The 12,530-nt window shown below is 55.2% G+C and carries 13 protein-coding genes; 12 read left to right on the top strand and 1 reads right to left on the bottom strand.

Features of this window, described 5'->3' with window-relative positions:
- The first annotated feature begins 130 nt into the window (after nt 1-130).
- The 12 genes from soxX to GOV85_RS20850 all read left to right on the top strand — a co-directional run bounded on the left by soxX (nt 131) and on the right by GOV85_RS20850 (nt 11,587).
- The gene (gene soxX, locus GOV85_RS20905; protein WP_171181851.1) at nt 131-607 is read left to right on the top strand and encodes a sulfur oxidation c-type cytochrome SoxX; all 477 of its coding nucleotides are present in this window, start codon (nt 131-133) and stop codon (nt 605-607) included.
- A gap of 46 nt (nt 608-653) precedes the next feature.
- Nucleotides 654-1,070, top strand: coding sequence for a thiosulfate oxidation carrier protein SoxY (gene soxY / locus GOV85_RS20900; protein WP_058275041.1), 417 nt, complete (start codon nt 654-656; stop codon nt 1,068-1,070).
- Nucleotides 1,071-1,106: 36 nt separating this feature from the next.
- On the top strand, nt 1,107-1,436 hold the full coding sequence (gene soxZ / locus GOV85_RS20895) for a thiosulfate oxidation carrier complex protein SoxZ (protein ID WP_170380046.1): 330 nt from the start codon (nt 1,107-1,109) through the stop codon (nt 1,434-1,436).
- Nucleotides 1,437-1,506: 70 nt separating this feature from the next.
- Nucleotides 1,507-2,352: a sulfur oxidation c-type cytochrome SoxA gene (soxA, locus tag GOV85_RS20890; RefSeq protein ID WP_171181849.1), complete on the top strand. Its 846-nt coding sequence runs from the start codon at nt 1,507-1,509 to the stop codon at nt 2,350-2,352.
- 87 nt (nt 2,353-2,439) lie between these two features.
- Nucleotides 2,440-4,137, top strand: coding sequence for a thiosulfohydrolase SoxB (gene soxB, locus GOV85_RS20885; RefSeq protein WP_171181847.1), 1,698 nt, complete (start codon nt 2,440-2,442; stop codon nt 4,135-4,137).
- Between the two features lie 24 nt (nt 4,138-4,161).
- Nucleotides 4,162-5,424, top strand: coding sequence for a sulfite dehydrogenase (soxC, locus tag GOV85_RS20880; protein WP_171181845.1), 1,263 nt, complete (start codon nt 4,162-4,164; stop codon nt 5,422-5,424).
- Nucleotides 5,408-6,733, top strand: coding sequence for a c-type cytochrome (locus GOV85_RS20875; RefSeq protein WP_171181843.1), 1,326 nt, complete (start codon nt 5,408-5,410; stop codon nt 6,731-6,733). Before soxC ends, GOV85_RS20875 begins: the two co-directional genes overlap by 17 nt.
- Before the next feature lie 2 nt (nt 6,734-6,735).
- Nucleotides 6,736-7,443 (top strand): c-type cytochrome, encoded by a 708-nt coding sequence (locus GOV85_RS20870; protein ID WP_171181841.1) that lies wholly within the window; start codon nt 6,736-6,738, stop codon nt 7,441-7,443.
- A 24-nt stretch (nt 7,444-7,467) separates the two neighbouring features.
- Complete coding sequence (locus tag GOV85_RS20865; RefSeq protein ID WP_171181839.1) at nt 7,468-8,730, top strand: NAD(P)/FAD-dependent oxidoreductase; 1,263 nt, start codon at nt 7,468-7,470, stop codon at nt 8,728-8,730.
- A gap of 80 nt (nt 8,731-8,810) precedes the next feature.
- The gene (locus GOV85_RS20860) at nt 8,811-9,245 is read left to right on the top strand and encodes a DUF302 domain-containing protein (RefSeq protein ID WP_171181837.1); all 435 of its coding nucleotides are present in this window, start codon (nt 8,811-8,813) and stop codon (nt 9,243-9,245) included.
- Nucleotide 9,246: 1 nt separating this feature from the next.
- On the top strand, nt 9,247-10,470 hold the full coding sequence (gene hemA / locus GOV85_RS20855; RefSeq protein WP_171181835.1) for a 5-aminolevulinate synthase: 1,224 nt from the start codon (nt 9,247-9,249) through the stop codon (nt 10,468-10,470).
- Between the two features lie 58 nt (nt 10,471-10,528).
- Entirely contained in the window at nt 10,529-11,587 is a 1,059-nt protein-coding gene (locus GOV85_RS20850; protein WP_348540158.1) for a YeeE/YedE family protein, read from the top strand.
- Between the two features lies 1 nt (nt 11,588).
- Here GOV85_RS20850 and GOV85_RS20845 read toward each other — a convergent pair whose 3' ends face one another.
- Complete coding sequence (locus GOV85_RS20845) at nt 11,589-12,530, bottom strand: MBL fold metallo-hydrolase (RefSeq protein ID WP_171181831.1); 942 nt, start codon at nt 12,528-12,530, stop codon at nt 11,589-11,591.

Here is a 12,530-nt window from a genome sequence, read left to right as displayed (position 1 = left end):
GTGCTGCCGTTATAAATAAAAAATTCATTATTATGAATTTAATGTTGCGACAACCGGTACTCGTCGACTACGGTACACAAAGGCTTTGGGTCGCAAGGCGCCGTCGGCGTGTTAGCAAATGGGAGGGATCATGAAGCTGAGACTCTTAACATTGGTCTGCGCAATGACAGGCGTTGCCGCATTTGCGGCAGAAACAGACCCGCAAGACGTAACCTATGACGACTATGGTGCCATTGAGGCTTCGTTGACCGGTGCTGCTGGCGACGCGGCTAATGGCGCGCTCATCGTTGGGGACAAGTCAAAAGGCAACTGCGTCGCGTGCCACGCGGTTTCGGCTTTGGCCGACATCCCGTTCCATGGCGAAGTTGGTCCAATGCTGGATGGCGCCGGTGATCGTTGGACCGAAGCAGAACTTCGCGGATTGGTCGCAAATGCCAAGATGACGTTCGAAGGCACGGTGATGCCTGCGTTCTACAAGGATGACGGCTATATCCGCCCGGGCGACGCCTATACCGGAAAAGCCCCAACCGCGCCTTTGACGTCGATCCTGACAGCACAAGAAATCGAGGATGTGGTCGCGTTTCTAGCGACCCTGAAAGAAGAATAGCTGCGCTTTCAGGCGCGGATTTTCGAAGAATCAAAGGAGATTGAAAATGGAACTCTCTCGCCGCGAGACACTGGCCCTTGGGCTGGGCGCCGCGTTCCTGACAATTATGCCGCTTCGGGCAAATGCAGCTGCTGAGGATGCCATTGCGGCATTTACAGGCGGGGCAGATGTGGCCGACGGCGGTGTTACATTGACTGCACCGGAAATCGCAGAAAACGGTAATACTGTACCTATCGAAGTCAGTGCTCCGGGCGCAGCTGCAATTCTCATCGTGGCTGCAGGTAACCCCGAACCGGGCGTTGCAACCTTCAATTTCGGTCCGTTGGCTGCTGAGCAAGCCGCATCAACCCGCATCCGTCTTGCCGGAACGCAGGATGTCATTGCCGTGGCGAAGATGGCAGATGGCAGCTTTGCCAAAGCGTCTGCGACCGTAAAAGTGACAATCGGCGGCTGCGGCGGCTGATCGCCACGCGCGCCTCGAAGAACAGGAGATTAATCAATGGCTTCCGGTGTAAAACCCCGCGTCAAGGTTCCAAAGACAGCCGCTGCTGGCGAAACCGTTACGATCAAGACATTGATCAGCCACAAGATGGAAAGCGGCCAGCGTAAAGACAAAGAAGGCAACGTCATCCCGCGTTCGATCATCAACCGTTTCACTTGCGAGTTTAATGGAGAAATGGTGGTTGATGTGACGATGGAGCCGGCGATTTCGACCAACCCGTATTTCCAGTTCGAAGCGACTGTGCCCGAGGCCGGTGAGTTTGTCTTCACTTGGTACGATGATGACGGCTCTGTCTACGATGAGAAGAAAACGATCGAGATCGCCTGACGGCTCGACCACTAAGGCAGATCAGCGCTGGTAGGAGGAACTGGCGCTGATCCACCAAGGGAGGAACCCAATGAATACCAAGGCACTTACGGCGATCGCGGCAATTCTGGTTTTCCCGGCTGCAGCGATGGCTGGACCGGACGAAGACAATTTGGTGATCAATGATGAGTTGGACATGACTTCGGTTACCGAAGCTCCGGCACATCTGGAAAATTTGGACACGATCTATTCGGGTTGGCATTTTCGCACGGATGAAACGCAAGCGCTTCAAATTGATGACTTCGACAATCCTGCAATGATCTTCGTCGATCAGGCCGCCGATCTCTTCGAGACCGTTGATGGCGCCGCTGGCGAGAGCTGTGCCTCATGCCACGATGGGGCGGAAAGCTTCAAGGGATTGCAGGCGTCCATGCCGAAAGTGGATGCCGAAACTGGTAAGCTGGTCGTCATGGAAGATCTGATCAACAAGTGCCGCACGGACCGCATGGAAGCCGATGCCTGGAAATGGTCCGGGGGCGATATGCAGGGCATGGTCGCTTTGATCGGTCTGCAATCACGCGGGATGCCAATGAATGTCGCGATTGATGGCGATGCCGCCCCGTATTGGGAACAGGGCAAAGAGATGTATTACACCCGCTATGGTCAGCTGGAGCTTAGCTGCGCCAATTGTCATGAAGACAACTGGGGCAACATGATCCGTGCCGACCACCTGAGCCAGGGCATGATCAATGGGTTCCCGACATATCGTCTGAAACAAGCCAAGCTGATCTCGCGCCACAATCGTTTCCGCGGCTGTATTCGCGATACGCGGGCGGAAACTTTTGCCGAAGGATCGGACGAGTTCCGTGCGCTTGAGCTCTATGTGGCCTCGCGTGGCAACGGGCTTTCAGTCGAAACTCCAGCAGTACGTCAATAACGAACGACCCGCGTGGGCAATGTCCTGCGCGGGATTTTCAGGAAAATAACATTCACACATTTATATGTGTTACAGGAAAGCGGATAGATGATTTCTCGACGTGACTTCTTGCAGGTTTCAATGGCAGCCTCGGCTCTTTATGGGGCGTCCGGGTTTGGCAACTGGGCCAAGGTTGCTGCGCAGCAAAGCCTCACGCAGGATCAACTGCTGGAGTTCGAGACCTTCGGCAATATCAGCCTGATCCATGTCACCGACATCCACGCGCAACTCAAGCCGATCTATTTCCGTGAACCTGAGATAAACTTGGGTATTGGCGATGCGCGAGGGCAGATGCCGCATGTCACAGGGGCGGCGTTCCGCAAGGCCTACGGGATCGAAGATGGAAGCCCGTCGGCCTATGCGCTGACCTACAATGATTTCTCTGCGCTGGCCAAGACCTACGGTCGGGTCGGTGGATTGGACCGGGTCTCAACTGTCATCAACGCCATTCGTGCCGACCGTCCTGATGCCCTTTTATTGGATGGGGGCGATACCTGGCACGGTTCTTACACCTGCTATCAGACGGCCGGTCAGGACATGGTCAATGTCATGAACGCTCTGAAACCCGATGCTATGACCTTCCATTGGGAGTTCACGTTGGGCAGCGACAGGGTTAACGAAATCGTCGAAGGTTTGCCCTTCGCGGCCTTGGGTCAGAACATCTTTGATGCCGAGTGGGACGAACCTGCAGAATTGTTCCAACCCTATAAGTTTTTTGATCGGGGCGGTGCAAAGGTCGCCGTGATCGGGCAAGCGTTTCCTTACATGCCAATCGCGAACCCAGGCTGGATGTTCCCAGAATATTCATTCGGTATCCGGGATGAAAACATGCAGGCCATGGTGGACGAGGTTCGCGATGCCGGTGCCGATGTCGTTGTCGTCCTCAGCCACAATGGTTTTGACGTGGATAAGAAGATGGCAGGCCGCGTGCAAGGGATCGACGTGATCCTCAGCGGTCACACGCATGACGCCCTGCCCGAGCCGGTTCTGGTCGGTAAAACGCATATCATCGCGTCTGGCTCGAACGGCAAGTTCGTCAGCCGCGTGGATCTCGACGTGAGGGACGGGCAGATGATGGGGCTGAAGCACAAGCTGATCCCGATCTTCTCGGACGTCATCGCTCCTGATCCTGCGATCACTGCTCTGATAAATGATCAGCGCGCGCCTCACGAGGCTGCGCTGAGTGAGGTGATTGGCAAAACGGATTCGTTGCTCTACCGCCGCGGCAATTTCAACGGCACCTGGGATGACCTGATTTGCGATGCCCTGATCAAAGAGCGTGAGGCAGACATCGCGATGTCGCCTGGCGTCCGTTGGGGACCCTCAATCCTGCCGGGGCAGGACATCACGCGTGAAGACGTCTGGAACGTCACATCGATGTCGTATCCCAATGCCTATCGCACAGAAATGACGGGCGAATTCATCCATGTGATCCTTGAGGATGTCGGTGACAACCTGTTCAATCCCGATCCCTACTATCAGCAGGGCGGCGATATGGTCCGTGTCGGTGGGCTTGGCTACCGCATCGATGTGACCAAACCACAAGGGCAGCGGATCAGCGAAATGACCCTGCTCAAAACGGGTGAAGCGATTGATCCGTCGAAAACCTACGTCGTGGCTGGTTGGGCCAGTGTCAACGAAGGCACTGAAGGCCCGCCGATCTGGGATGTCGTCGAAAGCCACATTCGCAACCTTGGCACCGTAACGGTGCAAGAGAACACCAGTGTCGATGTTGTCGGTGCTTAAGAAACAGATGGAGACCTAAGAGATATGGATGACGCGTTCAAACCGTCCCGCCGGGCCTTCCTGAAAGGCAGTGCAGCGGTCGCCGCAGGATCAGTTGCGGGTGCGGCAGTGGCAGACACGCCCGATCCTCTGATAACAGAGCTGCAGGATTGGGCGTCTTACACAGGTGCCGGTGTCGATGAGTCACCTTATGGCATGCCGATCAGTTTTGAATCCCATGTTGTGCGCCGCAACGTGGAATGGCTGACCGCCTCTCCGATTTCGTCGATCAACTTTACACCAATCCACGCGCTTGATGGCACGATCACTCCGCAAGGTTGCGCATTTGAGCGTCATCACTCGGGCGCGATCGAGTTGCGCAAGGAGGATTATCGTCTGATGATCAACGGGCTGGTCGATCGCCCGCTTGTATTTACTTACGACGACATCGAGCGGTTCCCGCGCGAAAACCATGTGTATTTCTGCGAATGTGCGGCGAACACCGGTATGGAGTGGGCTGGTGCTCAACTCAATGGCGTCCAGTTCACCCACGGCATGATTCACAACATGGAATACACCGGCGTTCCGCTGCGGACGCTGTTGCAGGAAGCAGGCGCTGATATCTCACCCGACAAATGGGTCTATGTTGAAGGCGCAGACGCGTCATCCAATGGCCGCTCCATCCCGATGGAAAAAGCACTGGATGACGTGTTGGTGGCTTTCAAGGCAAATGGTGAAGCGCTGCGCATGGAGCACGGATATCCTGTGCGACTGGTTGTTCCTGGCTGGGAAGGCAACATGTGGGTCAAGTGGCTGCGCCGGATCGAAGTCGTCGATATGGCGGTCGAAAGCCGTGAAGAAACATCAAAGTACACCGATGTCTACGCCGATGGCACAGCCCAGAAATGGACTTGGGTGATGGATGCAAAATCCGTCATTACTTCACCCAGCCCGCAAATGCCCATCAAACACGGACCGGGACCCTTGGTCATTTCCGGGCTTGCCTGGTCAGGCCACGGGCAAATTTCGCGGGTTGATGTGTCCAAGGACGGTGGGATTACCTGGGAGACAGCGCGTCTTGGCAAGCAGGGCGACAGCAAGGCTTTGACGCGCTTCTATCTCGACACGAACTGGGACGGAGCACCAATGCTTTTGCAGGCCCGGGCGATAGACGAAACCGGCTATGTTCAGCCGACCAAAGACCAACTGCGCGAAAAGCGCGGAGAGAACTCGGTCTACCACAACAACTGTATCCAGACTTGGTACGTGAGCGCAGAAGGGATCGCTGAGAATGTCGAAGTCTCTTAGTCATGTTTTCCTGCCCGTATTTGGCGGCACAGCGTTGGTGCTTGCGGCGGCTGTGGCTATTGCGAACCGGAATTACGGCCAATCGCAGATAGAAACCCTGGAAACCCGGATCAGCCAGGTTGAGGCGCACGCAGCGAAAGCCCAGGAAAACGCGCAAGCAGAGGCCAGCCGGGCTGCCGAACTGGTGGCCAAGGTTGAAGAAATCCAGACAGCGGCGGCCGAGCGGGTCGCAACCGGGATGAACCTGACCGCACCCGCGCCCAGCCAGGATGGCACTTATGGGCTTGGACGTCCTGCTCTGGAGGAAGAGATCGCGGCATGGGACGTTGACGTCTTGCCCGACGGGCGTGGCTTGCCGGTTGGATCAGGCGATGTCTGGACCGGAGAAGAAGTGTTTGTCGACCGTTGCGCGTCTTGTCACGGCGAGTTTGCCGAAGGTGCCGACAATTGGCCTGTTCTGGCAGGTGGTTTCGATACACTTGCAGATGAAGATCCTGTAAAAACCGTTGGGTCCTATTGGCCGCATTTGTCCACCGCCTGGGATTACATTTCTCGGTCGATGCCGTTTGGTGAAGCGGGCACGCTGACAGCGGACGAGACATACGCAATTGTCGCCTACATCCTTTATTCCAATGATCTGGTGGATGACGATTTCGTTCTCAGCAACGAAAACTTCGCCGATTTCGAGATGTACAATATGGACGGTTTTGTTGTCGATGTTCGACCCGAGACGGAATACGCGGAATGGCGAGAAGAGCCTTGCATGGAGAACTGCAAAACAGAGGCATCGGTTACTATGCGTTCTGTCTTTCTGGTTGAGACGCCACCAGAAGGCGGTTCGAATTCGGTCATGAATGAAGCCAGCGCGGACGGGTTGCCGACGTTCACGGCGGAAGGGCCCTCGTTCATTCCAGCCGCAGCGCCAAAGCCTGAGGAAGAGGCCGCCGCAACACTGGCTGTTCAGGAAATCGAAGAGTCTGACCAATCAGCGGACCTTCTCGCCGCCGGAGAAAAGGTCTTCAAGAAGTGTAAGTCCTGCCATCAGGTCGGTGAAGGTGCAAAGCATAGCACGGGACCAGCGTTGAACGGAATTATTGGGTCCAACGCAGGGTCGGTAGAAGGTTTCAAATACTCCAAAGCTATGAACGCTGCGGCCGAGACAGGTCTCATTTGGACTGATGAAGAAATGGCGGCCTTCCTGACAAAACCCAAAGACTATATGAAAGGCACGCGCATGTCTTTCGCCGGGCTTAAGAAACCAGACGATATTGAAGCTGTGATCGTCTACCTAAAGTCGTTCGGAAGCTGATCATGCGGTGGTCGTTCCTTTTAACCTGCGCAACGGTATTGGTTTCGATCGCTCCATCGACCCACGCAACAGAAGACCTTGGCGACGCGGAAGCAGGGAAAGTGGTGTTCGCCCAATGCCAAGGCTGCCATCAGGTCGGCGAAGGAGCCGAAAACAAAATCGGGCCGCACTTGAACGGTGTTTTTGGGCGTAAGGCCGCAGGACTGGAGGGTTTCAACTACTCCAAGAGCCTTGTGCGCGCGGGCAACTCGGGTCTGGAATGGCACGCTGACACACTGTCCGCCTACATCGAAAATCCACGCGCATTTGCGTCAGGCACGAGGATGAGTTTTCGCGGTTTGAAGGACCCGGAAGACCGAGCCAACGTGGTCGCCTATTTGCGGGCGTTTTCTGACAATCCTCAGGACATCCCAGAAGCGGACCCAACGGCGAAAGGAACGGATCATTCGATCGATCCCGCGATTCTGGCGATACAAGGAGATCCTGAGTACGGCGCATATCTCAGCAGCGAATGTACAACATGCCACCAGATCGAAGGAGGCGATGAGGGCATTCCTTCGATTGTGTATTGGCCTGACGAAGACTTCGTAGTCGCTATGCACGCTTACAAGGACAAACAGCGGCCACATCCAGTCATGCAAATGATCGCCGGGCGGCTGAGCAATGACGAGATCGCGGCATTGGCCGCATACTTCAATAATCCAGAGTGAAAGTGCCTAAGGGGAGGAAACGCGATGACACTCAATAGACGAGTATTTCTTGGAGCCGCCGGGGTCGTGGCCGCCGGGCTATCTGCTCCGATGGTGCTGGCTCAAGGCAAGCCCCGAGTAGTGGTTGTTGGTGGCGGTGCGGGCGGTGCAACTGCCGCGCGGTACATCGCAAAGGACAGCAAAGGAGAGGTCGACGTGACGCTGATCGAGCCGTCTCGGACCTATTACACCTGTTTCTTCTCAAACCTTTATTTAGGAGGTTTTCAGGAGCTATCGGACATCGCTCACAGCTATGGCACGCTTGCCGCGAACTACGGTATCAACGTCGTGCATGATTGGGCCACTGGGGTCGACCGCGATGCCAAGACGGTTTCCTTGGCGGGTGGCGGGTCAATTCCCTATGACAAGCTGATTCTAAGCCCGGGTATCGACTTTGTAGATGGAGCGGTCGAGGGCTGGGACGTCTCGGCCCAGAATAAGATGCCGCATGCTTATAAAGCTGGTTCACAGACAGAGCTTTTGAAAGCGCAAATCATGGCAATGCCCGAAGGTGGTACCTTCGCGATGGTCGCTCCTCCTAACCCCTTCCGTTGCCCGCCTGGGCCATATGAGCGGACTTCGATGGTTGCGCATGTTTTGAAGAAGAATAATCCGACAGCAAAGATCATTGTGGCCGACCCGAAGCCAAAGTTCTCGAAAATGGCGTTGTTCCAAGAAGGCTGGGGAAACAACTATGAAGGAATGGTTGACTGGATCGGCGAAGATTTCGGCGGTGGCAATGTATCCGTGAATCCGGATGCAATGACGGTGACCATCGACGGCGAAGAGACAAAGGTTGATGTCTGCAATGTAATCCCAGCGATGAAAGCCGGCCGCATTGCGGAAATGGCAGGAGTAACCGACGGCAACTGGGCACCAGTAAACGCTGCGGACATGTCCTCCAAAGCCGATCCGGACATATATGTTCTTGGTGATGCCAGCCAGCAGGGTGACATGCCGAAATCCGGGTTTTCGGCAAACAGTCAGGCGAAAGTTTGCGCGAACGCCGTGCGAAGTGCGTTGACCGGGTCTAAAGTATTCCCGGCCAAGTTCTCGAACACATGTTGGTCGCTGATCGATACCAATGATGGCGTTAAGGTTGGCGCAACCTACGAGGCGACACCTGAGAAGATTGCCAAAGTTGACGGCTTTATTAGCCAGACCGGAGAAGATGCCGACCTCAGGAAAGCAACTTACGAAGAGTCTCTTGGTTGGTACGCCGGTATCACGTCGGACATGTTTGGTTGAGGCAATCGGGGGCTTTGACCGGTGTCAAAGACCCCGATGATCAATCTGAGAAAATGCGGTTCAGGAGGAGGACTAAAACCATGAAACACTTTATCGCCGCGGCCGCGTTTTCCACTGTTCTGGCGAGCCAAGGGCTTGCAGAAGAGATCATCACTACCCCCTTCGACGGTAGTTTTGATGACGCGACATTTGCAGTCGAGTCCGCGATTGTGGGACAGGGACTGGTCATCGACTATGTGAGCCATGTTGGGGAAATGCTGAATCGAACAGGCGCAGATGTTGGCAGCGACAAGCAAATATTTGCGGCCGCGGATATCTTCATTTTCTGCTCGGCAAAAATCTCGCGCGAGGTCATGGAAGCCGACCCAATGAATATTGGCTTCTGCCCCTATGGGATTTTTGTAGCCGAAGACGACAATGGTGTGATGGTTGGATACCGAAGCTATCCTGATGGACCAATGCAAAAGGTTCAGACCCTGTTGTCCGGGATCGTAGAAGAAGCCGTTGGGAACTGAAATGAACTACCAGCAGTTTTTTCGTGGTCAACTCGACCAGCTTCAAGAGGAAGGGAACTACCGGGTCTTTGCGGATCTCGAAAGGCAGTGTGGCGCGTTCCCGACAGCGCGTAGCTACGCGGAAAATGGTCCCGAGAAAGTCACTGTGTGGTGCTCTAATGATTATCTGGGGATGGGTCAGCACCCCAGTGTTATTGTAGCAATGCACAAGGTGATCGATGAGTGTGGTGCCGGGGCAGGCGGAACGCGGAATATCTCTGGAACCACCCACCAGCATGTTTTGCTCGAGCAGGAGCTTGCTGACTTACACGGCAAGGACGCTGCATTGCTGTTCACCTCCGGGTACGTCTCGAACTGGGCTGCTTTGGGAACCTTGGCGTCTCGCATTCCTGGCATCACAGTCCTGTCTGACGAGTTGAACCATGCCTCGATGATCGAGGGCATTCGCCACAGTCGGTGCCAGAAGCGTATCTGGAAACACAACGACGTGGCGGACCTTGAAAGGCACCTTGCTGAATTGCCTGCCAATGCACCGAAGCTCATTGCGTTCGAAAGCGTCTATTCCATGGATGGCGACATTGCACCAATTGCCGAGATCTGTGATCTGGCGGATCGCTATGGCGCGATGACCTATTTGGATGAGGTTCACGCCGTAGGGCTTTATGGACCGCGCGGCGGAGGCATTGCCGAACGCGAAGGCCTGATGGATCGGCTAACCGTCATTGAGGGGACATTGGGCAAGGCGTTCGGCGTAGTTGGTGGATACATCGCGGCGTCGAAAGAGCTGGTGGATTTTGTCCGATCCTTTGCCAGTGGTTTTATCTTCACCACTGCATTGCCTCCCGCCGTGGCCGCAGGAGCTGCCGCTTCGGTTCGGCACCTGAAGCAAAGCAATTCGGAACGACATTTGCACCAGCAGCGCGTGCGCGAGGTACGAGACAGGCTGGACGATTTGGGCATTCCGCATACACCGAACCCAAGTCACATCATTCCGGTCATGGTCGGCGATCCGGTCAAGTGCCGCTTCATCTCTGACGTGCTGATGCGTGACTATGGAATCTACATCCAGCCGATCAACTATCCAACCGTCCCCAAGGGAACGGAACGTCTACGGATTACACCTTCCCCAGTGCATTCCACCGAAGACGTGGATCGACTGGTATCTGCTTTGGGTGAATTATGGACGCAATGTCAATTGGCCCGCAGGCCAATGGCCGCGCAATGACAATGACAGCTTGACCGAAGACAAGGACGCGCAAGCAACGAAGTGAGAGTTTCTGTTGATGGAAAGGCTCATCGATTTGTTGGGAGACCCTGGCGCTTTGGCATTTGGCGGTGCGCTTGTTGGTATCCTGTTCGGCGTGATGGCCCAGAAGTCTCACTTTTGTTTGCGAGCGTCGACCATCGAAGTCGCCGAAGGCGAGCTTGGTCCTCGCCTGGCGGTTTGGCTGATCGCCTTCACCGCAGCGCTCACCTTAGTACAGGCCTTTGTCGCGTTTAAGTGGTTGAACCTTTCCGAGACACGCGCGATCGCGTCGACGGGCAGCCTTAGCGGAGCAATAATTGGTGGGGCGATGTTCGGCGTTGGAATGGTTCTGGCGCGCGGGTGTGCATCTCGCCTGTTGGTATTGGCCTCCTGCGGTAATCTGCGCGCCTTGATTACTGGATTGGTTTTAACCTTAGTGGCTCAGGCTGCTTACACGGGCGTTCTTAGTCCTGCCCGCGAATTGCTTTCCGGGATCTGGACTGTCTCAGGAGGCGCCTCGAGAGATCTTTCAGAAATACTTGGATTTTCACCAGTGGCTTATACAGCCGTTGCAGCTTTGGGGTTGGTTTCGGCAATTGCATTTGCGTTCCACCGGCGAGTTGCGCCTATCAGGATCATAACAGCCGCCGGCGTTGGTTTGGCGGTGGCGCTTGGCTGGTTGATGACATTTGCGATCGCGCAAGCATCTTTTGACGTCGTGCCCGTGTCGTCAGTCACATTTACCGGACCGGCCACGGATACACTAATGAGCTTGGTTGCGGAGAGGAACGTTGTTTTGTCTTTTGGTATCGGCCTTGTTCCAGGCGTAGCAATTGGTGCCGCAGGCTCAGCCCTAACTGCAGGGGAGTGGAAGATCGAACGGTTTGGCCCGGATACTCCGATGGAACGCTACCTTGTTGGAGCTGTCCTCATGGGGTTTGGAGCCATGCTGGCCGGGGGTTGCGCTGTGGGCGCAGGGCTTTCGGGAGGGTCCGCCCTGTCATTGACGGCGTGGCTTGCCGTTTTCTTCATGTGGGTAGGAGCGATCAGCACGCATAAGTTATTGAGGCGAATACCTGTTCCTCAAACGTCCTGAGTCATTCGAATTCCATTTGTTCAAATACTCGCCCGGCATTTTTTGTCGCCAGTTCCTCAAACGTGTCCAAATGGGCGAAAGGTGATTGATCGACATAGTAAGCCTCGGTCAGATCGCCGCCGGCATCCATATGCTCTTTGATCTTGCCGCGCAGATAGATCAGGTAGTCGCGTGTATAACGGCGCACCTGATCCATGTTCGTCGGATGACCATGTCCGGGGATGACGTATGTGGCTCCCAAAGCTTCGAACTCGTTGTCCCAGGTCTCAAGCCAATCCGCAGTATAGGTCTCTTGAAAGATCGGTAGCATTCGCTCGTGAAACGCCATGTCACCCGCGATGACAAGGCTTTGGTTCGGCAGCCAAACCGATATATCACCGGGGCTATGGGCCGGCCCGAGATATTTGGCCTCAATCCGGAAATCACCCATTTCAACAACGTATTCATCCTCGAATGTCTCGGTTGGGCCTGCCAGGACGGTTCCTTCCGCCTTGTCCTGATTGTACCGTTGCATTCCTTCAAGGATCTGAGAGCCATATTCCTCGAATTCAGCCGCAGCATCCGAATGGGCGATGATCGGAATACCGAGCTCTGACCAGTATGCGTTGCCAAGCATCGCGTGCCCCTGACCATTCTCGTTGAAGACAAGCTTAACCGGCTGATCCGTGATTGCCTGAATTTCTTGGTGAAGCGCTTCAGCAAGCCCATAGGCCGCGCCGCTGTTTATAACGACCACGCCCTCCCCGGTTACGATAAAACTGAGATTGTTGTTATGACCAGAGTTCTCGTAGGTCGGCGGTGCGGTTGCACCAATGGCGGAATAGACGCCGGGGATGTATTCGACCGGTTTGGAATACAGCACACTTTGAGGGTATTGGTCTGCAATATCCTCGCTTGCCCAAGCTTGTGTGCCCAGGGCCAAGACAATCGCCAGCGATCGCAT

The sequence above is a fragment of the Ruegeria sp. HKCCA4633 genome, from assembly GCF_013034605.1.
Lineage (GTDB): Bacteria > Pseudomonadota > Alphaproteobacteria > Rhodobacterales > Rhodobacteraceae > Ruegeria.
This window is presented reverse-complemented; position numbering and strand designations above follow the sequence as displayed.

What these genes read in the sequence shown, in the direction of transcription:
- soxY (WP_058275041.1), top strand. Translation starts at nt 654, where the DNA reads ATGGAACTCTCTCGCCGCGAGACACTGGCCCTTGGGCTGGGCGCCGCG.
- GOV85_RS20860 (WP_171181837.1), top strand. Translation starts at nt 8,811, where the DNA reads ATGAAACACTTTATCGCCGCGGCCGCGTTTTCCACTGTTCTGGCGAGC.
- GOV85_RS20850 (WP_348540158.1), top strand. Translation starts at nt 10,529, where the DNA reads ATGGAAAGGCTCATCGATTTGTTGGGAGACCCTGGCGCTTTGGCATTT.
- GOV85_RS20870 (WP_171181841.1), top strand. Translation starts at nt 6,736, where the DNA reads ATGCGGTGGTCGTTCCTTTTAACCTGCGCAACGGTATTGGTTTCGATC.
- GOV85_RS20865 (WP_171181839.1), top strand. Translation starts at nt 7,468, where the DNA reads ATGACACTCAATAGACGAGTATTTCTTGGAGCCGCCGGGGTCGTGGCC.
- soxC (WP_171181845.1), top strand. Translation starts at nt 4,162, where the DNA reads ATGGATGACGCGTTCAAACCGTCCCGCCGGGCCTTCCTGAAAGGCAGT.
- soxX (WP_171181851.1), top strand. Translation starts at nt 131, where the DNA reads ATGAAGCTGAGACTCTTAACATTGGTCTGCGCAATGACAGGCGTTGCC.
- soxB (WP_171181847.1), top strand. Translation starts at nt 2,440, where the DNA reads ATGATTTCTCGACGTGACTTCTTGCAGGTTTCAATGGCAGCCTCGGCT.
- hemA (WP_171181835.1), top strand. Translation starts at nt 9,247, where the DNA reads ATGAACTACCAGCAGTTTTTTCGTGGTCAACTCGACCAGCTTCAAGAG.
- GOV85_RS20875 (WP_171181843.1), top strand. Translation starts at nt 5,408, where the DNA reads ATGTCGAAGTCTCTTAGTCATGTTTTCCTGCCCGTATTTGGCGGCACA.
- soxZ (WP_170380046.1), top strand. Translation starts at nt 1,107, where the DNA reads ATGGCTTCCGGTGTAAAACCCCGCGTCAAGGTTCCAAAGACAGCCGCT.
- GOV85_RS20845 (WP_171181831.1), bottom strand. Translation starts at nt 12,530, where the DNA reads ATGCGATCGCTGGCGATTGTCTTGGCCCTGGGCACACAAGCTTGGGCA.
- soxA (WP_171181849.1), top strand. Translation starts at nt 1,507, where the DNA reads ATGAATACCAAGGCACTTACGGCGATCGCGGCAATTCTGGTTTTCCCG.